Here is a 22,577-nt window from a genome sequence, read left to right on the forward strand (position 1 = left end):
TTCCATAAACCATTGACGATTGGGACTAAGATTATTGCCAAGTGTCGGGTGACATAATTAGTGAAAACCGGACTGATGATAAGCGAGGCCACCAGCGTCTCCGCGCAAGGCTTGGGCTATCCCGACACACCCGGCATTTGGTCGGAAGAACAAATCGACGGCTGGACCAAACCCAAGCCGTTCACGCCGCCGGCGGCCGAATTTTTCTACAGCTTTGGCATCTAGGCCGGGTTTCGCATCCGGATTATCTCAATGGCAAATTCCAGGTATCGTCCAGACTTACCGTAAGGGCGCGGAAAACGCCAAACGTGCCGGTTTTGACGGCGTGGAAACTCACGGTGCCAATGGCTATCTGTTAGACCCGTTTTTACCGGACAACACCAATAAAAGAAACGATGCCTATGGTGACCCAATAGAAAATTGCCCCCGCTGACTACTGGAAGTGACCGATGCCGTGATTTCGGTATGGGGTGCCGGTCGAGTCGGCGTGCATTTTGCCCCCAGGAGACGCGCATACCATGGGTGACGCCGATCCGCTGCACACTTTCGGCTACGTGGCGGAGCAATTAGGCAATCGCGGCATCGCCTTCATTTTTACGCGCGAAGCGCTCGGCGAAAACCGCATCGGCCCGGACTTGAAAAAACGCTTCTTCTATCCGGCGCGGGGATTAGGCATATTGCATGATCCGAGCCCCCGCAACAACCGAGATTACGGCTTGTCTGCAAAAAATAGAGAAAATCAATTCCCCCACAGCTTCATGAGCCGGCTTTTTAGCCATGTGACCGGATTAATGTCGAATTCTTCAGGGAGCAAACCCATTTTTTTCAATGACGATTGACAGAGTCGAATGTATTCCTGCCGCTTCAGCATTTCTTCGCTAACCGCAGCCTTGATTTGCGGATAACGGCTTAACAGGTCCGCAAAGCAATCCTCAGGTATTGTAAACAAAACAACTTCGCCGACGGCGCGCATCGATGTCGGATAGGGAATCTTCAAAAGCAAGGGCAGCTCGCCGAAAAAATCGCGATGTTGCAGGCTAAACAAGCGTTGACTGACTTTCTCGTTCTCGAATATCGCATCGACCTCGCCTTTGAGCATGACGCAGAAAAATGGAAAGTATTCGTCCTGTTTAACCAAAATGTCGCCAGGATTGAAATAACGCGGCGAGCCCTGTTCTATCAGTTCGCGTATTTCCAGTTCATCGAAATACTGAAAATAAGGCAGCTCAATGAGAGCATTGTGTATGGACGGCATGCTTGCCGCTTCCGGCGAACCGTCGATCAGGTTGGCGGCCGCATCCGTGGCCGGGTAAAGGTTCCGGTTATTCGTCGGATGATAGGGAATTTTAATAGCATGCAGTCGAAAGAAGTATTCAATCCGAAAGTTTAACGCGCTTCTGATCAGGCTACGTTGATCGATATGATCGGTCCAAACCCAAAGTTCGAAATTCAACCCGATATCGCCAAACCCCTGAAGCAAGGCTTTGGGTGCCGGATCGCTTAATACGTTGGGTTCCTGGCCGGCGGCTTTCAATAACAACTCGGTCACCAATACCAGATTGCTGTGCTGTTCGACGACAATCGGAACTTCAACCCGCCCACGCTTGGCTTGATACCCCCATTTTTCCACGATATTGTTGGTGAGCTGAACATTGGGAATGATCAGTTCCGAACCTTGGAACGACGTAATCACGGTCGAGCGCAAAAAAATATCCCGGATGCGTCCCTCGCCACCGGCAAAATAAATAAGATCGCCCACTTTTAGTTTGCGTTCGCTCATCAGGGTAATGCCGCTGGCGATGTTCTTGGTGATGTCTTGCAAGCCAAAGCCGACCGCGACTCCCAGGCCGCCGAAAATGAGCGCCAGTGTCTCGAATTTGATGCCCATGACTTGCATGATCACTACGATACCAACCGCCAACAGCGTAAAGCCGGCGAGATTGGCGATCAGTTTGCGATCGCCTTCGTTGACAACCAGGCCGACCAATAAGCGCGTATTCAGGATATGGCGTATCCAGCGGACGACCAACAGCATCAGCCCCAAACTCAGCGTGAATTTAGTCAACCAAATGACATTGACCGATTGCGTACCCAGCGTAAATATTGGCGTTTCAAAGAATAGGAAAGGTTGGGACAGCAAGGCGGATGAATCGATAGCCATAAATTAACGTAGTCGTAAAAGCCGGAGAAATTTCTCCGATTATGGGGCAAACTCGCCGGCAATTGCATCAATCAACTGCAACGGAACCCGTTTTTAGAATACCGCGTTGAATTGGGTACGAACGTAGTCGGTATCCCGTCCTCCTGCTTCGGTAATCACCTGTTCCGCAAAAAAATGGCTGTAACTCAGGCCAAGCGAAAAATGCTTATCGATTTCCCACTCTATATTGGTAGAAAGGGCTTGAGTGACAAATCGACCGTTAGTCCCTAGCGTCTGCTCCAATGGGTTGAGTCCTCGCGTATATACCGCATCGTTTTTTGATAATCGCCAGTAAAAATTCCAATCGACAGATAGCCGGATGCCCGGCAGCGGCTGCAAGGAGAGATTCGGCATCACATTAAAAAAATTCTGCGGCGCCAATATTGCCGCTTCCTCAAAATACGACAGATTGGGATATAAGGGATTAAAGGTATTCAACTGTCCGTCATTGGCATTCTCGTCACCACTGGCAATATTGGCGTTTAAGCCCAAGCGCGGTCGCCAGCTTGGGGTGGCAAAGGTATAGCCGGTGTTGGATGCTGCGGTCCAGGCATTGATAGTCAAAGGTCCAAAGCTGCCGAGTTGATAAATGCCTTCAAAATTCCAATCCCAACCGAACCGCTTGCCAAACACGCGGCTGCCGAACGAATGGCGAGATTCGTCGGCGATGGTGTTTTGATAATGGGCATCTTTGCGCTGCAGGCCGATGTAATAGATCTCGACATCGGCTGGCTTGAACGACCATTTGCTGTTCAGCCCCCAGAGTTTTTCTTGCGTATTTCCCCGGTCGTCGAAACTCCTCGGTGTTATTGCCACTTCTTCAAAACCGAACGCATCCAGGTCCAGATAGTCGTTCTTTAGCGAAAGCCGCACGCCATCAAATGCCCGTCGCGCATTTTGGCCTTCACGTACGCTGATCAAACGGGACGAACCCAGCGCAAACTCTTGCCGACCGACACGCGCAGTCAAAGTTTGATACTGCAAATCGATAAAACCCTGCTGTAAATCCGCGCTATCGTTATCCAATGGCCCTTTCCGCAACCCCAGGTTATTAGACAGATAGCTGGCCAATTGCACAAAGGCCCTGACATGTTCGGTGGCATGCAGATCGGCGTGCAGCAAAAAGCGATGTAAAAATTGCTGGCCGTCGGCGTGTGTTTTCAGTCCGAACAAATCGTTGTCGTAGCTATTGAAACGCTCCCGAAAATTTCCGCCCAAGGATAAATACACGTCCTCGCGGTCGGCGGTCAGCGGCAGGTATTTGAGCGATTCATAGCTGCTCCGCCGAGTGTGCTTGGCAAGGTATTGGTAATTTTCCTGCCAGCGGTTGCTGTTAAAACCCGGCTCGGACGCTTGCGCGATCCCTGCGGTGCTAATCAGCGAAAAGGCCAATGGCATGAGTCCGGATTTCATTGGCAATGTCCTCTTTTGCGTTATCGCATGAAGGCTAGCCGCTATCAGTAGGCAAAACAGCCGCAGCCCAGTGCCCACGGATTGTCAAACTGCGCTTGTTTTCCAGCATTATCCAGCCCCAACCAGCGCGACAGCTTGCCGTCGTGACCTGAATGATGACCGTGAATCGCACAGGTGTGCGCTGCGCATGAAGCGGCCGATAACGCATAATGCGTTTGCGGTGTTTGATGGCCGCCAAAATAGCGCACTGGTGACCAATCGGGACTGGCTGGCGGCAAAGGCGTATCGAACCGGCTGAAATCATCCGCAGCGTAAACAATCCGCCCGCCTACCATGGTCAGCAGCGAGGTAATGGCCTTGATGGCCTCGTCGGCGACGGTCATAAAATCGTGCGATGTCACGATCAGGTCGGCATACATGCCAGGCGACAACGCGCCTTTTACCGTCTCTTCGTTCGATTTATAGGCGCTACCGGCGCTCCACAGACGCAAGGCCTCTTCGCGTTCCAGGCAATTACTCTCGCCGTAGAGCGGCAACCCGCCGACCGTTCTGCCTGTCACTAGCCAATACAAAGATACCCAGGGATTAAAGCTGGCAACCCGCGTGGCATCGGTGCCGCCGCCTACCGGGATGCCCATTTCCAACATTTTTCGCAGCGGCGGCGTATGCTCGGCTGCCTTTTTACCGTAGCGGTCTACAAAATATTCGCCTTGAAAGGCCATGCGGTGCTGTACCGCAATGCCGCCGCCCAACTTCTTGATGCGCGCCAAATTTTTATCGCTAACAGTTTCCGCATGGTCGAAAAACCAGCGCAGATCGTCGAAACGTGTGTCGCGATCAATCGCCTCGAACACGTCCAGCGCCCGGTCTATGGTTTCATCGTAAGTAGCATGCAGCCGGAACGGCCAGCGATTCTCGACCAAAAACCGAACCACGTCGCCCAGCTCTTTTTCCATACTGGCCGCCATGTCCGGGCGGGGTTGCAGAAAATCTTCGAAATCGGCGGCGGAAAACACCAGCATCTCGCCCGCGCCATTCTGGCGAAAGTAACTGTCGCCGCTGTAAGGTTTGACAACGCCGGCCCATTTCTGAAAATCCGCCAACTCGCCGCCTTTATTTTGGGTAAACAAGTTGTAGGCGATGCGCACGGTCATCTGTCCGTCTGCATGCAGTTTTTCAATCACCTGATAGTCTTCCGGGTAATTTTGAAAACCGCCGCCGGCATCGATGCAACTGGTCACGCCCAAACGATTCAACTCGCGCATGAAATGCCGGGTGGAGTTGATCTGATCGTCTAGCGGCAATTTCGGACCCTTGGCCAAGGTCGAATACAAAATCATCGCATTGGGTTCGGCAATCAACATCCCGGTCGGATTGCCGTTGGCGTCGCGCTGAATTTTGCCGCCGGGCGGATCGAGTGTGTCTTTACCGATGCCAGCGGCGCGCAGCGCGGCGCCGTTCAATAACGCCCGATCATAGAGATGCAGGATAAACACCGGCGTATCCGGCGAAACCGCGTTGATTTCCGCCAGGGTCGGCATCCGCCTTTCCTTAAATTGAAACTCGCTCCAGCCGCCAACCACCCGCACCCATTGCGGTGCCGGCGTTCTGGCCGCTTGCAGCTGCAGCATCGCCAAGGCATCGGCGATGCTGCCGACGCCTTCCCAGCGCAGTTCCATGTTGTAATTCAGGCCGCCGCGAATCAAATGCAGGTGCGAGTCGTTCAAGCCCGGCAGGACCCGTTTACCGTGCAAATCGATGGCGACGGCATCGGGGGTCGCCAGCGCCTGGATCTGTGCATCCGAGCCCAGCGCAAGGACTTTACCGGCGGCGATGGCGATCGCGCTGACCTCCGGCTGAGCAGGATCCAATGTCGTGATTTTGCCATTAAATAAAATGGTCTCCGGGCTAGAAGGATTCATAAGCCAAGCACCTCATCGACTGTATTTATAAGGAAAACGCATTCAATCCGCCGCCGCTTATGGATTAACTTTGTGCGGATATTTGGCGCGTTGCCCATAGTCGTGCACCAGGCTGGCCGCGTAGTCGATACCCATGCCGTACGCGCCAAAATGTTCGCGGGCAATATCCGTTGTGCCGACATAGGTTTCTTTACGACTCCAATCGCGTTGCAGTTCCAAAAGCACCTGCAGCGATGTAATCGACTCCGCGCCATGTTGTTCGGCGCGCCTGATGGCGGCATTGTGCGCTTCTACCGAAGTACCGCCCGAGGCATCGGTATTCATGATGACTTCATAGCCTTCCGCCAACGCGCAGATGGTCGGGAAGATCAGACAAGCTTCCGTCCATAACGCGGCCATCACCAATTTTTTACGTCCGGTTTTTTTAACGGCGGCGACGAAGGCCTCGTCTTCCCAGCTATTCATGCTGGAACGTTCGATTGGGTCCTGCTGCAACACATCCATCAACTCGGGCCAAATATAACCGCTGAATGATTCGGTTTCGACGGCGGTAAGAACGGTAGGAATATTAAACAACTTGGCCGTCTTGGCCATCGCAACGGTGTTGTTCTTGAGTAATTGACGGTCGATATTGGTCACGCCAAAAGCCATTTGCGGTTGATGGTCGATAAATATAAACGCACAATTATCGGGGGTAATAAGTTTTTCGGTGGCTGCGCTCATTGATTGCTCCTTTAAACTAAATTGATTAAGTCAGAATTCACGGACTTGTATTTGACCAAGCTCTGAGACTTGAGTATTGAACAATATTGACTTTTTTCTTAAAAATTAACGTATAAATAAAATGGTTTAATATCTCTCCTGTAAACAAAATGCAAAGTGAAAAATGGCGGTGCCTGTAGGAAAAGCGCTACAAAACCTATGACAGTTTTACCGTACAAATGACAGTAATTCGGCAGGTAAACAATCTCGATTAAGCGTTTCGAAATTGGCCCGGCGTTACCCCGACCTTTCTTTTAAACACGCGGTTTAGATGGCTTTGATCGGCAAAACCGCACAATATCGCAACATCGGTTAATGCGACTCCGGTAGAAATATACTTTTTGGCTTGGATAATTCGATACGCTTGCAGATATTCGTGGGGCGTAATTCCCAAGCATTTTTTAAAATTTCTTAATAGCACAAACGGATTCGATTTAGTGACTTCCGAAAGCTCGTTCAGCGAAATGTTTCGATTATAAAAAGTCCGCAAATATTCAATGGATATTTTCACTTTCGAAGGCTTTAATAGTTGCGGGTAACCGTAATGATTGCCTGTCACTTGCTGCAAAAACCGATTTACGAATAGAGCCAGACAAGTCGATTGTTCCAGGGCACATTGGCTGGCTTCTAAAACTCTATGCGTATCGGCAAAGTAATTCCGTAAATACAGGTTATCAATGATCGGATTTTTGAAATCCAATACAAACTTGCTTAACTCGTGTTTTTCGCAATAATTGATCAGTTGCCGAGGGCTGATTTTGATTTCGCGACAAATTGCACCGTCCTTATTTATAAAAGCCGATTTCAGGGAGAATATCTGCCCCGCATCGCGCATCACTAGACAATTTGGCGTTTCAAGATAGTTCTGACCATTTTGCCGGCTTTTCCAAACCGCACCGGAAAAACCGATAATGGCAATTTCATCGTGAAAGATTTTTTCCAGTGAAATCGACTGCGCGGGCGTTATATCGAAGCGAGAAAAATGGCATCCTTCAATCTGCCAGTTCAGTATTTTGCTGGAAGTAGTGTGTACCATAATTCAGTCTGTCCCGTTATTAAAGTGGTTTTAATAGGCTGCACCAGGACTGCGGTAACGATCGCCACAGTCCGCTGCCGTTGACTTGCGCCCAAGACATAATCCGGACACTAACTTTTAAAAAACCATTTCGCGATTAGCCGGACATAGAGCGGCATAATCAAATACACCACCAAACCGACGATAACCAAAGCCAATACACCCTGGCGAATGCCGAACTCCCCCAGCTGCGGATACTTAACAAATACGGGTTCCATAGCCGGCGGCACATACATCGTCAACGGCCAGATCACCGACGTTGTCACCAGCCATTGTTTCCAACGCCGCGGATGCTTACCCACCGCCGGCGGGGTAAACCAGTAATCGATGCCGGTTTTGATGTCGATCGCTTCTTCGCTGTCCAGAATCCCGGTAATTTCCTGAAGCAACTGCTGGCGTTCCGCAGACAGCTGCCAGAATTCCAAGGCCTGGATTCCGGCAAAGCGCACCACGATCAGATACTCGTTGTGGCCGTCCGGCGGCCGGACGACTTGTACGCCCAAATGCCCCGGAAAGCTCGCCGCGATCGGCATGATTTTGCTTAACCAACGCTCGTATTGCTGAAGGTTGCGCTTACCTTTTTTCAGCCGATGGCGGATGGCGAAAAAAACTTGTTCGTTGTTGGGCGACGTTTGGCTGATTTCGTTCATGGCGCACTACCGGCTGGGTTTCTCATGCGGGCGTAAATCAAACACCAACACTTCGGCATTGTGACCCTGTTGTATGTCGATTAGGCGCTCGCCGCGGATGCGGGCGCCATCGCCCGCGTGCAATACGGTGCCGTTCACGGACAAGGTGCCGCTTAACAGATGCACGTAAGCATAACGGTTATCCGCGAGCGTTAACTGCGCCTGTTCCCCGACATCGAAACAGCCGGCGTAAACCCGCACATCCTGGTAAACCGACAATGATCCTTCCGCACCGTCCGGCGAAATAATCAGCGCCAGCCGGCCTTGTTTTTGCGCGGGGCTAAAATGACTTTGCTGATAGCGCGGCTCGACGCCTTTGCTATTCGGCACTAGCCAAATTTGCAGAAAATGCACTAACTCGCTCTGCGAATGATTGAACTCGCTATGAGTCACGCCTGTTCCGGCAGTCATTAACTGAACGTCGCCGGCTTCGATCACCGAGCCGTTGTCCATCGAGTCTTTGTGCGCCAACGCACCGTCGATGACATAGGTAAAAATTTCCATGTCCCGATGCGGATGCGTACCAAAGCCTTTACCCGGCTGCACAATATCTTCGTTGATCACCAACAAATCGGAAAATCCGCTTTGCTGCGGATCGTAGTAATTGCCGAAGGAAAAAGTGTGTCTTGAGAATAGCCAGTCGAACTGAGCGCTACCTCGGCGGTGGGCGGGACGAATTTCCAGCATGATCTAGCTCCTTTCAAAAATTTCGAATTAACATTAACTCAGCTTTTGTATGGAATATTGGGGTTTTAAGCGAGTGAAATTAGAATACTCCTGAGTTTTTATTATTTAAAACGAGTTATTTTGCTTTTAATATTCGATTTTTTCGAAAGTGGTTTTGGAGTTCTAATGAAGTTATCGCTGGAAGCTATTCAAATTATCGATGCGATCGACCGCACCGGATCGATGTCGGGCGCGGCGGAACTGCTGCATCGCGTACCCTCCACCATTTCCTATGCCGTCGCCAAATTGGAAGAACAATTGGATCTGAAGTTATTCGAACGCAATGGCCCTAAGCTTTCGCTAACTCCGGCCGGAAATGCCTTGTTAAACGAAGGGCGTTTGTTATTGCACGCCTTTGGCGACCTCGAATCTCGACTATATAAAATCGCTTCCGGATATGAAGCCGAGCTGACCGTGGTGTTTGATTCGCTGATACCCAGCAGGGTGTTTATTAACGATTTGCATGAGTTTAATACTCTGGAATGCGGAACCCGCATTCGCTTCACCACGGAAGTGATGAGCGGGGTATGGGAGGCATTACGTGAGGAACGAGCGGATATCGTCATAGCCGTCGGCGATTGTCCGAATTGGAGCGGCTATCAAGTCAGGCAGATCGATACCGTGGATTTTGCATTTTGCGTCGCGCCCGTCCACCCGTTGGCCGCAGCAGATCAGCCAATTAAAGCCGACATGCTGCATAGACATACGGTTATCGCCGTCGCCGATAGCGCCCGGTCGCTGCCGGCAAAAACAGTAGGTTTATTGTCCGGGCAGAAACGCATTACGGTGCCGAATATCGACACCAAAATCCAATTTCAAAGGGCCGGATTGGGCTTTGGCTTTTTACCGCGACGATTAGTTGCCCACGACCTGGAAATCGGATCGCTGATGGAATTGCAGGTTGAGGAAGCGCGTCCGTCGGAACCGGTGTGGCTGGCAATGCGCACTGCAAATAAAGGTGAAGCGGCCAATTGGTGGTACCAAACATTAAGCCGGCCGCTGTTAAGCGACGTTTGAAATATCGGCGCATGCCGTCGCCCAAGCTTAGCGCCGGCTTTGCCGGTTATCGGAGGCGCGGCAAACTCATTTTGGTGTTCACGCCGAAACCGGCGTGGAGTACGTCTGAAAACCGTTCAAAGACCGCTTCAGGCGAATAAAAAGCTCTCCAAACAGGGGGCATAACCGCTGAAAATCGACTTCACGGTCAATTTCAGCGCAAAAGAATCAAGGTTACCGTGGGTAAGGGGAAATATTCGTGAGTTTTTCACCAGCCTGCTAAGCGGCTTTGCTGACAAACAAAACGATGTTGCTGGTGTCCATTTGCGGCCACGCCTGAAAATCGATAGGTAGCTCGAGCAGTGGCCCGGTAACGCATGACTTCAACGAACCATCGGTTGCGATATAGAGTTTTTTCGGTAACTTGACTCTCTGATTGTCGATTTTGGCGGTTTTGGTGTTCATTGCGGTCAGGCTGGTGAATGTTGGGAGACTTCACTTTATTGCCGGTTTCTTATTGCTGCCTTAACCACGCCATGGCACTCGGATTCCGGCAATCCCTGGCGGAATGACAATCTTGGAAAATATGCGCCGTATAATATGACAAATTAGAATGGATTAACGCGTTATTGAATTGTCTGCAACGTATACCTGAAACCCGACATGCTCGAACAAATTAAACTGTTTTTTGAAAAACACCTCTCTTTAGCGTCACCCGAGGTTGTAGCGGAAGCAAGGCTTCAGGAGGCGCTGACTGCCTTAATGACAGAAATGATGACCATGGACGATGTCTGTCAGGATGTCGGACGGGTCAAGATTCTGTCATTGGTGAAAAAGTGTTTTTCGCTCTCCACCGAACAGGCTGAGACCTTGATGACCAATGCGGAACACAAGCGTCGGCAGGCGGTTGATTATTACGAATTTACATCAACAATCAACCGATGCCTAAGCCCTGAGGAGAAGATAAAGTTTGTTAAATCCCTCTGGCAGATCGCCTATGCCGACGGCAACATCGATCCGCAAGAGGAGTATATGGTGCGGAAGATTGCCGACCTTCTCGGCGTCGCGCATAGCGATTTTATTCTGGCCAAACTGCGCGCGAATCCCAATCCCTGAATATCGGCGTATCAACACCTTTCAAAATGAAACACTCATGAAAAAGAGCAAGAAAAACAAAAATCTGTGGCTAAAAGAAGCTGAAATTGAGGTGGGAGATTTGTACTTCACCACCGCCCAGCAATACCGTGCGGTCTTGGCGATGAACGGAGATTTTTTAATTTACGCGCCTAGCTCCGAAGGCATGGAGCCATTAACGGCCGATAGCCAAATGCCGTTTGCAAACTCGCCCGCTAAAAAATGCCAGATTGCCACATTTGCGCAAAAAGAATACCAAGCATTCAATTGGCACGGCGCGTTGGCCGTCAAACACAAACTCTCGGCGTCGCAAATTGCCGAGGCCATCAGTCAATGTAACGCGAAAGCCCCAATCGCGGGCTTGATGGCTGAATAAGCCACTTTACGATTCCGCTGCTTGGCTAAATCGGTGTAAGCGCGCCACTTTGCTTGCGTGAGCGGAATGCCTTCCTATCGAATCGGGGCCTAAATTTAACGTCGTCGCCGTGCCGGCGACGTCCGTTAATCGCTCTGGAAGCCCGAATTCGCGGGGATGACGGCGCCCGAGTGTTTCTAGCTTGGTCTACCCGGGTTATCTTCCCATATAGAGATAAAGGCCGCCCACTAACCACGTCAATATTAATAATGTCCAAGGCAGCCAATGTTGCTGGTAGACAATGATTGTCTCTATTTCCTGACCATCGGGCTCAATCGTTTGCTGTTTTTCGCGTGCAAACTTTTTGCGTTTTTTGTCCAGTTCCCGCGCCTTGGCTTTTTGCTGCTTTTTGTAGCGCTCGATACCTTCTTGAATGCCTTGGGCAATTGACTTGGTTTGCTCTTTGGTTTGGGCCGGACGCTGGTGGGCTCTGGCGATTTTGCCGGCTTCTTCCTGCGTTTGCTGGGACGGCTTTTGATAGAGGTTTTTGCTCATCGTGATTCGATTTGGTGCTGCGGATTGTTTGATTCGGAGTCAGTATGTCGAAATCTTGGGAGCTTGTCATCAGCTGGGTGACGAAACGGCCGGGCTGGGCCGTGGCCCGGTTTGTTACCTTAACGTTAACATCCGACCACTTTGCCCTTGTCGCAATCAGTGAATTTAACTTACTGCGAAGGTGCAGGTAAGTCATTAAAGAGTTAAAGTTTGGCATTAACCTCTAACGTTTTCCTGATTACTCATAACCCTCAGTCAATCTGAGCAAACGCCCCAGTATGGGAGGTGTATTTGAGAGACGTAAGGCAAAAAACGGCCAATTCCTGCCGGTCGAGGTCACGATCTAATTTCAACTATTAAGAGCCTCCGACACCCAATTGAGTGTCCGGATCTAGGCGAGCAAATTGATATTATTACTGCCCCACCCAGGCCAAAATCCACCCGCTTTACCCAAGCCAAATAAATGTGTTGATTCGTAGCAGCCAAAAACTAATGACTGCTACGCCTTAATGAGCGCTAAATTTCAGTCTGTTCTGAAATCTCAAGCGCATCGTCAACCTCAATGCCGAGATACCTAACAGTGCTTTCCAGCTTAAGTATGGCCCAGCAATAACTGAACGGCCCTTAAATTTTTCGTCCGACGATAAATCAAGGTCGCCTTTGTGCGGCGCGTGGTATGAGTCCCATAAGCAGCCGGATCAAGACCAATGGATGTTACCCAATGTTCAACTATTCGCGCATATTGTCGTGTGGAAAGGTGAGGTGACCGATGAATTCGACTGTTAAAAAGATACTCATCAGATTTTAATTGCGCTTGTTTAATCCAGTTTGCTAAAGACTCTCTAGTTTGTTCCGTTATCTCAAATTGAACCGGTCGATGCGTTTTCTGCTGCATGACCATTGCACGTGATAACACCCGGCAACCTTGAGCCACATCGCAGACTTTAAGCTTGACCAAATCACAGCCTCGGAGCTTGCTATCAATGGCAAGATTGAATAAGGCTAGTTCGCGTGTATTTTTGGCCATCTGCAAACGCATGCGTATGGCCCAGATTTCCTTCAATTTTAGCGGCGATTTTTGTCCAATCAACTTGCCTTTGTTCCAGGGTGTGTGTTGATTGTTTTGATTTTCTGGGTTCATGACAAACTCCTAACGGTTGTTTAGGGAGATTTATTGTCACGCCATGGTCTTGATCGGCTCCAGACACTGCGGAAAATGACATTGCTGCCGGTGTAAGACAAAATGATCGTTTTATCGAAATAATGAGTGCTTGTTGCTGTGTATCTATTTTGATACGCTATAAAAATGAATCCAATCCTTTCTGTTAGATTTTTTGCAACTGAAGCTGGTAGCGAGCCTGTCAGAGAATGGTTGAAAGGGTTGTCCGCCCAAGATAGAAAAACGGTTGGCGAAGATATTAAAACGGTGCAATTCGGTTGGCCTTTGGGTATGCCGTTAGTCGCTCATCTCGAAGGCGATATTTGGGAAGTCAGGATTAAGCTGGATAACCGGATCGCTCGCGTCCTGTTTGTAATGGACAAGCATACGATGATATTGCTGCATGGCTTTATCAAGAAAAGCCAAAAAACACCGAAGCCAGAAATCGATTTGGCAAAACAAAGATTAAAAGCATTACGAGGTAAGCAATGAATAGTCAACACGAAGAAAATCCTCATATTGGCAGTGACTTCGATGACTTCCTGAGCGAGGAAGCTATCCTTGAGGAAGTCACGGCGGTAGCGACCAAGCGGGTCATTGCTTGGCAAATATCAGAAGGCATGTCAGCGCTAAAACTCAGTAAAACTGCGATGGCAAAAAAAATGCACACCAGCAGAGCTTCGCTTAATCGATTGTTGGATGAAGAAGATACCAGTTTAACTTTGACCACCTTAGTGAGCGCGGCCACCGCGCTCGGTAAAAAGGTAAAAATAGAGTTGGAACCGGTGTGATTTTTGTGTGGAAATAGTCATAGATGTAGGCTAAAAACCGGCCAATTGTGACAGAGAGAAACTCTGAACGGTGAACGCAGTTGGATTCAAGCGCCGAATGCGGAAAACCACATATCATATGCCAAGCCCCATGGGTGACGGGCGAAATCCCTTCACCTCTGTCGATTACTACCTATTGATTGGTTTTTCTGCGTTTGTGAAGTCGGATAGAAACATTGCAGGCAGGTCATGGGGTGTAAACCTTGTCCAGTAAAATTTCAAGGCAAGAGTCAATAGAGCTTACACATTTTTGCGTTTAGCCATTCCGATTGAGCTGAGAATGCTGGAGCCGGCTAGGTATTTGGGTGGTTTGGACCGGTTTGATCCACTATGAAACGGAGCAAGTCTGCCCTTGCTTGGTCGCTGATTTTGGTGAGCGGGGCGCCACTATGTTCGCTAAAACATTCCTGGTGGACGGCTATCAGGCTCAGTTGAAAAATGCCACGGCCCGTTGCAATTGGTCAGCTTGCCTACTCATTTCGTCAGCCGTGCTAGCTAGTTGTTCTGATAGAGATGCGTTTTGCTGAGTGGTTCTGTCCAACTGTGTCATTGCTTGATTAATTTGATTAATCCCTATGGCTTGCTCTGCGGAAGAGTCGCTAATTTTGGCTATCAAATCGGCCGTCTTTTGAATATTGGGAACGGCTTGCGTCAACAGATTTCTGGCTCGTTCGGCAATTTCTAAGCCGTTCTGTGTGAGTTCGCTAATATCAAGCGCAGCAGCATGGCTACTATCTGCCAATTTACGCACTTCAGCAGCGACCACGGCGAAACCTTTTCCTTGCTCGCCTGAGCGAGCCGCCTCAATACTGGCATTGAGAGACAACAAGTTGGTTTTATAGGAAATCACTTCAATCAAACTGATTTTGCTATTGATGTCTTTCATAGCCTTAGCTGTGCGCTTAACGGCCTCACTACTATTACCCGCATCCGTTGCGGCAGTATTGGCGACGAAGTTGGTGTTTTTGGCATTTTCTACGTTTTGTTTTACCGATGCGTTGAGCTGCTCAACAGATGATGATGTTTTTTCGATGCCCGATGCTTGTTCAATGGCTGCTTGGCTCAGCGTTTGGGCGCTGGCACTGATTTGTTTGGCTATGTCGGCCACGGAATGAGCATTATGACGAACGTCATTGACCACTTCACACAATTGCAGACGCATCACATTGAGTTCATGCAATAGACTGGATTGATCGCCATCCTTCAGCTTAATCTGAAAATTTAAATCGCCATGAGCAATCCTAGCAACCGCTTCTACCGCGTAGGCTGGTTCCCCGCCGAGTTGCCGCGTCAGCATCCTAACGATCCAGTATGCCGAGAGAATGCCAACACCAAATGTAATTAGTAGCGCGATGATGCCGTACCGAGCGCCGAGATCAGCTTCCCTATCAGCTTTAAAACTTACTTGCTGAGCCAGTAAATTAACCTCACTCTCGACTTCATCCAGCAAATTGGTGGCCGCTCTGTCGATTCCCGTCACGGCTTTGTCGCCGATATAAGGATGGCACCTGCCTCCAAATATGCGGCCAGACCTTGCCGATAGCCCTGAGCCATTTTTTGATGTGCTGTGATAAATTCATCCAGCTTAGTTTTGGCTTTGCCAACGGGAAGGCTTGATGCCAATTGAACCGCATCTTGGCGGACAGCGGTTTCTTTTTCCTGAAAGCTTTGCCAATATTTATCCCGCTTTTGGCTGTCCTTGCCCCGCAACAGGACATTTTTCCATTCTTGAACTTGAACCTTAAATTGGCTCTGAATATGTAGTACTGCTATCGCCTTAACCTGCATGTCGTCGACATCCTGTCGATAACTTGTGAGAGCGGTATTTAGACTTAGGAAGCTGAATGCGCCGACGGCAACGATAGTAGTTGCACTAAAGAAATACGCCTTGAGCAATTTACTGCGTAAGCTGGATTCCCTGCGCTGTAACGCCATCGTGTAAATCTCCTTTTCAAGGAATCGTTCGTGCCGGATTCACCCGGGCCATGCAATGACGCAATGGTTACTCGTAAAAGACTAGCAGGATCATATGAGGCATTCAAGAAGCCACTGCCTTTAAGACTGTGATCCAATTTGGTTCGATTGCTTGTAACCACCATTGGCTTCAACCAGGGTCCTTAGTCCGTGAAATGAGTTGTAGGCTGCCACGGTGTGGGAAATGGGCAGCTTAGCATCCTAAGTCGAAGTCACTAACAAATCCGAGGCAGAGGATCGTCTTCCAATTCTTCCAGAATTCGCTCTCCGCCAATATCGGTTTCAAGAACAACTTGGCTTCTACCGCTAGCAATAGTGCCAACAATGTTTGCATCAGCATAGCCGAGCGCGTGAAGTTTACTTAGCGCCAATTCAGCGCTGGCCGTATCTATCACCGCGACGACTCTGCCTTCGGATGCCAGATACAGTGGGTCGTAACCCAGCATGTCGCAGACCGTCCGGACTGGATCGAGAATAGGGATATGGGCTTCTTTTAAGCGCACCGTGGTGTCGGTCGCATGGGCAATTTCATAGGCAACTGTCGCCAATCCGCCGCGAGTAGGATCGCGCATGAATCGCAGTCCGGGTATGTCCATTAATGTTTGGGTAATCGGCAGCACACTAGCAGAATCGGATTTCAGGTCGCCGGACAGTCCAAATTGTTCCCTTGCCAGCAACACGGCTGTGCCATGATCGCCCACCGAACCGCTCAACAAGATGGCGTCACCCGGACAAATCATGTCCATGCCTAGCTTGAGACTCGATGTACGTCGTCCTATGCCGGTGACGGCAAAATAGATGCCGCCACCCTGGCCGCGTTTCAATACCTTGGTGTCGCCGGCGACAACACTGACATGACTGTCTTTACAAGCTTGGGCCATGCTCTCCAGGACTCGATCCAATACTGCAATCTCCAGGCCTTCCTCAATCAGCGCACTTAAGGTCAGGTAGAGCGGAGTGGCTCCGGAAACGGCTAAATCGTTCACCGTGCCATGCACAGCCAGGCTACCGATATTGCCTCCTGGAAATTCCAAGGGATCGACAGTAAAGCCATCGGTGGTAACCATCAACTCATCGTCATCCAGCCTTACCGGCAGGCGCGCTGCGTCAACATGGGTGTCTAAAAGCTCGTTGCCAAGATGATGAGCAAACAGGGACTCGATCAACTCACGCATTAAACGGCCACCGTTGCCGTGGGCGAGAGCAATGTGCGTATCAGTCAGGCGGCGAGATAAATTCATGTTGTTAATTAGATGGATTTAGTCATTCCCGAGTTGTCAATTCGGGGATTATTTATAACTCTGATTCTAGCGTAAGTTGCGAAACCAATAGAGACAAAAATTCTAACGACTGTCATGCTTGCAGAATTTTGGAATGACTATTTTAGTAACTCTTTCCGTAGGATAAAAAAAATACACAACATATATTATTTACATTTTATTGATTTGGATCAATTTCAATACGAATATTTTTTCCGTGTTTAAATTCCTGGATTATCCTTGCTAATAAAAATTATATTAATTCAATGGCTTAGGCGTTTATGTCTAAAGGTTTTAGCGGAATTCATGATGTGAAAAAATATGAAGCGCCACTCGGTATTTAATAAAATTTAATTATATCCTCATCAAAAATTAATTTAAGGCGAGTATGTTTAGCCAAAGAAATTGTTGATGAAAAAATATTTATTCTTAGTATATTACTGGGTATTTATTTTTAAGGTTAAATTTATATTTGATTGCAATAATGAGTTTAACCACGGGAGCAAATAGGACAATGGTCACTAAAACACTGGTGCTCGGCATAGGTAATCCCATCATGCAGGACGATGGTGTGGGTGTTTATGTCGTGCAACGATTGAAAGCAGACCAGCCCGAATTGCCCCTTGTTGATTTTCTGGATGGTGGCACGCTCAGTTTTTCTTTGATAGGTGAAATCGAGAGTGCGGATCATTTGATTGTCATTGATGCCGCCCAACTGGATGGCGAGCCAGGGGCTATCAGGACCTTCCTCAATGAGGAGATGGATCAGTTCTTGGGACAACAAAAAAATTCGAGCGTGCATGATGTGACGCTTATCGATCTACTCTCGATTGCTCTGTTATCCGATCGATTACCCGCCAAGCGGGCATTGATCGGTATTCAACCCGCATCGCTAGAGTTGGGTACCGAGCCAACACCGGCTATCGAAATGGCTATCCCTAAAGCCTGCCGTATTACCGTGGAGCTACTTGAGAAATGGAACGCGTAAACACTTTCGCCAACATCCCGATCTTGGTTGTTGATAGCACGCCAGTCGACAACTTGGTACTTGCCAAAACCTTGCTCAATGAAATCCACAACATGCTGAGCAATTTGCTTGATACAGGAGAAACGGGCGTGCTGGATCTGCGGGCGCTACCAAGCCTGGGTGAAGAGGGTTATCAATTTCTCAAAAACCAATTGGGTACCGGCGAAGTCAGCGCCCGCATACAAAGCTTTGGACATTCTGAGATACAGGAAACAGCCTTTAGCGGGATCTGGTGGGTTAGTCATTTCAATCAGGACGACGACATTTATACGGAACAGATAGAAATCAGTTTCTTCCCGGAAATCCTGAAAAGTCATAAAGACGATGTTGTATTAAGCCGATCCACATTGGGCAATCTTTTAAAAACATTGGCAGAACAATAGCAAAAATCAATGTTTCAGAGGCATGGCAGGTTCAAGTGCAACTGAAATGATATACCGGCGAAAGGCTTGAATAAGTTGTAGGCCTTTCCAGCACATTAATCCCGGATAGGAGGATTAACATGTCAGAAGCATCTAAAAAGGCTCTCAGGAGTCGAATAGAAAATCGGTTGGCTGAGTCATCGGAACTCACACCTGTTGATATGGGTTCAGTGTTGGAAACACTGGGAGATCGATTGGCAAACCATGGCGTCAGCCGACGAACGTTCATGAAGTATTGTATGGGCATGTCAGCAATGATGGCGATACCGGCATCGATGATGCCGAAACTGGCCGAAGCCGCTCTGCTGGCTCCCGTGACGTCTGTGGTGTATTTGTCTTTTCAGGAATGCACCGGATGCCTTGAATCGCTGGTAAATGTTTTTCCAAACACCCAGTACAAAACCGATTCCATCGAAAACATCATTTTAACCGCACTTTCCCTGGATTATTCAGAAACGCTGATGGCTCCATCCGGTGCTCAGGCGGAAAAATCCAAAGCGGATGCCATTGCCAAGAAAAATTACATCCTGGTAGTCGATGGCTCGATTCCCGATGACAAAGCCGGCGCAGGTTTCTTCATCCAGTCAGGCAAAACCGGCCTACAGTTGCTCAAAGAAGCCGCCACAAATGCTGCCTTGGTGGTTTCGGTAGGCACTTGCGCCAGTTTTGGAGGATTACCTGCCGCCAAGGGTATCAACGGGCTTAGTCCCACTCGCGCAATATCTATCAAAGCGGCGCTAAAAAGCTTTGGTAGCACCTACTCAAACAAAAAAGTGATCAATGTCTCTGGATGCCCACCGATTGCCGAGGTGATTGCAGGCACCCTGATGTATTGGGTTTTAAATAAAAAAGCGCCGGAACTGGATTCGAATTTCCGGCCGAAAATGTTTTACAGCGAAACAGTACACGGTGAATGTTATCGGGAAGAGTTTTTTGAAGATGGGTTGTTTGTCAACAGTTTCGACGATGAAGGCGCGCGCAAAGGCTATTGCTTACTAAAAATGGGTTGTAAAGGCCCTGTCACGCACAATGCTTGCTCAAAGTTGAAGTGGAATCAACGCACGGGCTTTCCCATGGAAGCCGGTCATGGCTGTCTCGGATGTTCCGAACCCGGATTTTGGGATATGGCAGTTCCTGGCAAAGGGGTTGGCTTTTACAAAGCACTTGATGAGTCAATGGTTGACGATTAGTCAGCTTTATCAATTCCGCATTATGACATCGCGGAAACCGGAGAATATTTATGGCTACTAATATAGTAATCGACCCCGTTACCCGCATTGAGGGGCATCTGCGCATAGAGGCAGAGCTGGGTCTGGATGGAAAAACTGTCACCAAAGCCTTCAGCAGCAGCACCATGGCGCGCGCGATTGAAGTCATCATGCAAGGCCGCGATCCGCGCGATGCCTGCCACATTTCACAACGTATCTGCGGTGTCTGTACCGTGGTACATGGGTTGACTTCGGTCAGAGCGGTGGAAGACGCCTTGGGCATTAAAGTGCCGGAGAATGCGGAATTGATCCGCAACCTGATGATCGGTGCGCAGTACATCCATGACCACGTCATGCATTTTTATCATCTGCATGCGCTGGACTGGGTGGACGTCGTGTCTGCCTTGAGCGCCGACTCGGCGGCCACGGCCGCTTTAGCCAAATCGAATAATCCGACCTACTATGCCAATCAAAGCGTGGCGACACTTACGACAAGCTTTAATGCGGTAAAGGCGAAATTAAAAAATCTGCTGGATAGAGGACAACTAGGATTGTTTGCCAATGGCTACTGGGGACATCCCGATTACAAACTGCCACCGGCCGGTAACCTATTGGCCGTTGCCCATTACCTAGATGCACTGGGCTGGGCGCGTGAAGTGGTGAAACTACATACCATCTTTGGCGGCAAAGATCCTCATCCCAACTTGGTGGTTGGCGGCGTACCTTGTGCGGTCAGTGCTAATTACAGCCAACAAGCGAGTGAAGATAGGGGCGGGACCTCGATCAACAAACTCAATATGGCGAAAGTCACCGCCCTAATCGCCAAGATGAAGGATTTTGTCGATAACGTGTATGTGCCAGACACTGTGCTGATTGCGGGCTTTTATAAGTCCAATGGCATACCTGGTACATCAAGTTATTATAAAGGTTGGGAGCAACGCGGTGGCACAGGCTGGAAATATCTGTGTTATGGCGAATTCCCGGAAACCGGCATCCGAGATCCATTGAACTTCCTGATTCCGCAAGGCGTCATCGATGGCGACATGATCGTCCAACCGCTGGACATGGACAATACCGGCGAGATTCAGGAGTACGTGGCCCATTCCTGGTATAGCTATCTCAATGTAACCAATGGTAACAATGCCGGACTTCATCCTAGTAAAGGTCAAACCAACCCAAACTATACGAATCGAGGTGGCCCAAAACCCGGTGCCAATTACACCTTAAATCGAAATGTCGGTTATTCGTGGATCAAGTCACCTCGTTGGTATGACAAACCAATGGAAGTGGGGCCATTGGCGCATGTCGTCATGATGTATGCTTTAGCTTCTGGAGCAGCACCTGCGAATCAGGACGCCACCGTTCGTGCTGCGCACCTCAGGACAAAGGCATTGGTTGATTCGATTTGGGTCAATCAGCTAAAGCTTTCTTTAGATGATATTGATTCTACTTTGGGTAGGATCGCAGCGCGCACCATTGAGACTAGTGTGATAGCCGATGCCATGTCACGCTGGCATGAACGGCTTTTAGTCAACATTGATCCTGCAAAACCCAATTTTCGCAACAATTTGGCAACTTTTGTCTCGGATGCCGACACTATATCGCAAAGCTCCGCATTGAGCGGTGCGTTTAAATGGACAGATACATCCACCTGGAATAATGGTGTTACCCTGACTGGTGTTGGTTTCACTGAAGCTCCTCGCGGCGCGTTAGGTCATTGGTTATCCATCGAAAACGGCAAAATCAAAAACTATCAGTGCATCGTTGCCAGTCAGTGGAACGCCGGGCCGAGAAGTCCGAACCCACAGTTCCCAAATGATCGCAGCAAAGATATCCCCGGGCCTTATGAGAAATCTTTGGAAGGTCATACCTTGGCTATACCCACTCAGCCCCTGGAGATATTGCGGACTATCCATAGCTTTGATCCTTGCATCGGTTGTGCAGTGCATGTGACCGACCCCAATGGCGAAGAGCTAATCAAAGTCAACGTTTCAACTACGCTGAGGTAATAGTTATGAACACTAAAATGTTTTGGCCTTTGCTTGGTTTGCTTTGTTTTGTTGGTATCTGGCCTGTCGCTGAAGCACATACCCTGGGCGCCGAAGGTACAGGCCTCATTTCAGGTTTAGCCCATCCCTTTGTCGGTGTGGATCACCTACTGGCCATGATTGCGGTCGGCATTTGGGCGGGTCAATTGGGTGGCAAAGCGGTTTGGCAGGTACCTTTAGCCTTTCTCGGCACCATGGTTTTGGGTTCGAGCTTGGGTTTGCTGGGTTTATCCTTGCCTATGGTGGAGCCGGTCATTGCCAGCTCGGTATTGGTCTTGGGTTTGATTATTGCTGGTTCGGTCCGATTATCGATGCTTGCCGTAACAGGTACTGTTGGATTTTTTGCGCTATTCCATGGCGTTGCTCATGGCCTGGAATTGCCACATACGGCTTCGCCTATTTTGTATGGTATCGGTTTCGTCCTGGCAACGTCGTTACTGCATGGTCTTGGCATCGGCTTGGCGCGTGACTCAAGTCAATACCGGATCATTCAGCGACTATTAGGCTTTACATTGATAGCCGCCAGTACCATGCTACTCACACCTTAGCTATTTAGGCCCAAACGCCAGGACAAATCGATATGTGTTTAGCCATTCCGATGCAAATCACCCAGATTGACGGATATATGGCGCGTTGTGCAGCCAGAGGTGTGGAACGCGAAGTAAGTTTGTTTCTGTTACAAGATGAATCGGTGCAAATTGACGACCATGTTCTGATCCATGTCGGCTATGCGATCCAAAAAATAACAGCCGAAGAAGCGTTTTCGACCTGGGAACTGCTCGACCAGATAGCCGAAGAGGATGTTGATGCATGAACTTTCCTT

At 49.2% G+C, this 22,577-nt stretch carries 27 protein-coding genes; 14 read left to right on the top strand and 13 right to left on the bottom strand.

The genetic code is table 11. The features are described from left to right. The first annotated feature begins 60 nt into the window (after window positions 1-60). The 3 genes from METH11B_RS29875 (at window position 61) to METH11B_RS29885 (ending at window position 839) form a co-directional block, all read left to right on the top strand. A complete protein-coding gene (locus METH11B_RS29875; RefSeq protein ID WP_231499663.1) occupies window positions 61-225 on the top strand; it encodes an oxidoreductase in 165 nt (54 codons plus the stop codon). Next, a complete protein-coding gene (locus METH11B_RS29880; RefSeq protein ID WP_026604191.1) occupies window positions 215-433 on the top strand; it encodes an oxidoreductase in 219 nt (72 codons plus the stop codon). The genes METH11B_RS29875 and METH11B_RS29880 overlap by 11 nt, the downstream gene beginning before the upstream one ends. An 85-nt stretch (window positions 434-518) precedes the next feature. Next, window positions 519-839 (top strand): hypothetical protein, encoded by a 321-nt coding sequence (locus METH11B_RS29885; protein ID WP_231499664.1) that lies wholly within the window; start codon window positions 519-521, stop codon window positions 837-839. Here the strand turns inward: METH11B_RS29885 and METH11B_RS0123860 are convergent. The 7 genes from METH11B_RS0123860 to METH11B_RS0123890 all read right to left on the bottom strand — a co-directional run bounded on the left by METH11B_RS0123860 (window position 740) and on the right by METH11B_RS0123890 (window position 8,748). Further along, entirely contained in the window at window positions 740-2,161 is a 1,422-nt protein-coding gene (locus METH11B_RS0123860; RefSeq protein WP_026604192.1) for a mechanosensitive ion channel domain-containing protein, read from the bottom strand. The genes METH11B_RS29885 and METH11B_RS0123860 overlap by 100 nt on opposite strands. 93 nt (window positions 2,162-2,254) lie before the next feature. Then, window positions 2,255-3,613: an alginate export family protein gene (locus tag METH11B_RS0123865; protein WP_081733871.1), complete on the bottom strand. Its 1,359-nt coding sequence runs from the start codon at window positions 3,611-3,613 to the stop codon at window positions 2,255-2,257. 44 nt (window positions 3,614-3,657) lie between these two features. Next, window positions 3,658-5,535: an amidohydrolase gene (locus tag METH11B_RS0123870; protein WP_026604194.1), complete on the bottom strand. Its 1,878-nt coding sequence runs from the start codon at window positions 5,533-5,535 to the stop codon at window positions 3,658-3,660. A 57-nt stretch (window positions 5,536-5,592) separates the two neighbouring features. Continuing rightward, window positions 5,593-6,258, bottom strand: coding sequence for a hydrolase (locus tag METH11B_RS0123875; protein WP_026604195.1), 666 nt, complete (start codon window positions 6,256-6,258; stop codon window positions 5,593-5,595). Between the two features lie 250 nt (window positions 6,259-6,508). Next, on the bottom strand, window positions 6,509-7,333 hold the full coding sequence (locus METH11B_RS0123880; RefSeq protein WP_026604196.1) for a helix-turn-helix transcriptional regulator: 825 nt from the start codon (window positions 7,331-7,333) through the stop codon (window positions 6,509-6,511). 110 nt (window positions 7,334-7,443) lie between these two features. Next, complete coding sequence (locus tag METH11B_RS0123885; protein WP_026604197.1) at window positions 7,444-8,022, bottom strand: antibiotic biosynthesis monooxygenase; 579 nt, start codon at window positions 8,020-8,022, stop codon at window positions 7,444-7,446. 6 nt (window positions 8,023-8,028) lie between these two features. Further along, complete coding sequence (locus METH11B_RS0123890; RefSeq protein WP_026604198.1) at window positions 8,029-8,748, bottom strand: pirin family protein; 720 nt, start codon at window positions 8,746-8,748, stop codon at window positions 8,029-8,031. Between the two features lie 165 nt (window positions 8,749-8,913). Between METH11B_RS0123890 and METH11B_RS0123895 the strand changes: the two genes are divergently transcribed. Then, entirely contained in the window at window positions 8,914-9,804 is an 891-nt protein-coding gene (locus METH11B_RS0123895; RefSeq protein ID WP_026604199.1) for a LysR family transcriptional regulator, read from the top strand. A gap of 258 nt (window positions 9,805-10,062) precedes the next feature. On the opposite strand, the gene METH11B_RS0123900 is transcribed toward METH11B_RS0123895, so the two are convergent. Continuing rightward, window positions 10,063-10,248, bottom strand: coding sequence for a hypothetical protein (locus METH11B_RS0123900; RefSeq protein ID WP_026604200.1), 186 nt, complete (start codon window positions 10,246-10,248; stop codon window positions 10,063-10,065). 198 nt (window positions 10,249-10,446) lie between these two features. On the opposite strand from METH11B_RS0123900, the gene METH11B_RS0123905 reads away from it, so the two are divergent. Together METH11B_RS0123905 and METH11B_RS0123910 are read left to right on the top strand one after the other, a co-directional pair. After that, on the top strand, window positions 10,447-10,899 hold the full coding sequence (locus METH11B_RS0123905; RefSeq protein WP_026604201.1) for a tellurite resistance TerB family protein: 453 nt from the start codon (window positions 10,447-10,449) through the stop codon (window positions 10,897-10,899). A gap of 37 nt (window positions 10,900-10,936) precedes the next feature. Beyond that, entirely contained in the window at window positions 10,937-11,293 is a 357-nt protein-coding gene (locus METH11B_RS0123910) for a hypothetical protein (protein WP_026604202.1), read from the top strand. A 195-nt stretch (window positions 11,294-11,488) separates the two neighbouring features. On the opposite strand, the gene METH11B_RS0123915 is transcribed toward METH11B_RS0123910, so the two are convergent. Further along, complete coding sequence (locus METH11B_RS0123915; protein WP_026604203.1) at window positions 11,489-11,827, bottom strand: DUF2956 domain-containing protein; 339 nt, start codon at window positions 11,825-11,827, stop codon at window positions 11,489-11,491. A 592-nt stretch (window positions 11,828-12,419) separates the two neighbouring features. After that, the gene (locus METH11B_RS0123920) at window positions 12,420-12,968 is read right to left on the bottom strand and encodes a tyrosine-type recombinase/integrase (protein ID WP_026604204.1); all 549 of its coding nucleotides are present in this window, start codon (window positions 12,966-12,968) and stop codon (window positions 12,420-12,422) included. 165 nt (window positions 12,969-13,133) lie between these two features. On the opposite strand from METH11B_RS0123920, the gene METH11B_RS0123925 reads away from it, so the two are divergent. Together METH11B_RS0123925 and METH11B_RS0123930 are read left to right on the top strand one after the other, a co-directional pair. Next, entirely contained in the window at window positions 13,134-13,478 is a 345-nt protein-coding gene (locus METH11B_RS0123925; RefSeq protein ID WP_036276406.1) for a type II toxin-antitoxin system RelE/ParE family toxin, read from the top strand. After that, entirely contained in the window at window positions 13,475-13,777 is a 303-nt protein-coding gene (locus METH11B_RS0123930; RefSeq protein WP_026604206.1) for an XRE family transcriptional regulator, read from the top strand. The genes METH11B_RS0123925 and METH11B_RS0123930 overlap by 4 nt, the downstream gene beginning before the upstream one ends. 466 nt (window positions 13,778-14,243) lie before the next feature. Here METH11B_RS0123930 and METH11B_RS0123935 read toward each other — a convergent pair whose 3' ends face one another. The 3 genes from METH11B_RS0123935 to hypE all read right to left on the bottom strand — a co-directional run bounded on the left by METH11B_RS0123935 (window position 14,244) and on the right by hypE (window position 17,031). Beyond that, window positions 14,244-15,266 (bottom strand): methyl-accepting chemotaxis protein, encoded by a 1,023-nt coding sequence (locus METH11B_RS0123935; protein ID WP_231499665.1) that lies wholly within the window; start codon window positions 15,264-15,266, stop codon window positions 14,244-14,246. 26 nt (window positions 15,267-15,292) lie between these two features. Further along, the gene (locus tag METH11B_RS0123940) at window positions 15,293-15,751 is read right to left on the bottom strand and encodes a hypothetical protein (RefSeq protein ID WP_026604208.1); all 459 of its coding nucleotides are present in this window, start codon (window positions 15,749-15,751) and stop codon (window positions 15,293-15,295) included. A gap of 254 nt (window positions 15,752-16,005) precedes the next feature. Continuing rightward, on the bottom strand, window positions 16,006-17,031 hold the full coding sequence (gene hypE, locus METH11B_RS0123945; RefSeq protein WP_026604209.1) for a hydrogenase expression/formation protein HypE: 1,026 nt from the start codon (window positions 17,029-17,031) through the stop codon (window positions 16,006-16,008). 532 nt (window positions 17,032-17,563) lie between these two features. On the opposite strand from hypE, the gene METH11B_RS0123950 reads away from it, so the two are divergent. The 6 genes from METH11B_RS0123950 to METH11B_RS0123975 all read left to right on the top strand — a co-directional run bounded on the left by METH11B_RS0123950 (window position 17,564) and on the right by METH11B_RS0123975 (window position 22,568). After that, window positions 17,564-18,037 carry a HyaD/HybD family hydrogenase maturation endopeptidase gene (locus METH11B_RS0123950; RefSeq protein WP_026604210.1) on the top strand — a complete coding sequence of 158 codons (474 nt, stop codon included), beginning with the start codon at window positions 17,564-17,566 and terminating at the stop codon, window positions 18,035-18,037. After that, entirely contained in the window at window positions 18,025-18,459 is a 435-nt protein-coding gene (locus METH11B_RS0123955; RefSeq protein ID WP_026604211.1) for a hydrogenase expression/formation C-terminal domain-containing protein, read from the top strand. The genes METH11B_RS0123950 and METH11B_RS0123955 overlap by 13 nt, the downstream gene beginning before the upstream one ends. A gap of 119 nt (window positions 18,460-18,578) precedes the next feature. After that, a complete protein-coding gene (locus tag METH11B_RS0123960; RefSeq protein ID WP_197026991.1) occupies window positions 18,579-19,688 on the top strand; it encodes a hydrogenase small subunit in 1,110 nt (369 codons plus the stop codon). Between the two features lie 50 nt (window positions 19,689-19,738). Continuing rightward, window positions 19,739-21,715 carry a nickel-dependent hydrogenase large subunit gene (locus tag METH11B_RS0123965; protein WP_026604213.1) on the top strand — a complete coding sequence of 659 codons (1,977 nt, stop codon included), beginning with the start codon at window positions 19,739-19,741 and terminating at the stop codon, window positions 21,713-21,715. 5 nt (window positions 21,716-21,720) lie between these two features. After that, the gene (locus tag METH11B_RS0123970) at window positions 21,721-22,302 is read left to right on the top strand and encodes a HupE/UreJ family protein (RefSeq protein WP_026604214.1); all 582 of its coding nucleotides are present in this window, start codon (window positions 21,721-21,723) and stop codon (window positions 22,300-22,302) included. 32 nt (window positions 22,303-22,334) lie between these two features. After that, complete coding sequence (locus METH11B_RS0123975; RefSeq protein WP_026604215.1) at window positions 22,335-22,568, top strand: HypC/HybG/HupF family hydrogenase formation chaperone; 234 nt, start codon at window positions 22,335-22,337, stop codon at window positions 22,566-22,568. Window positions 22,569-22,577 lie beyond the last annotated feature (9 nt).

The sequence above is a fragment of the Methylomonas sp. 11b genome (genome assembly GCF_000515215.1).
Classification (GTDB): domain Bacteria; phylum Pseudomonadota; class Gammaproteobacteria; order Methylococcales; family Methylomonadaceae; genus Methylomonas.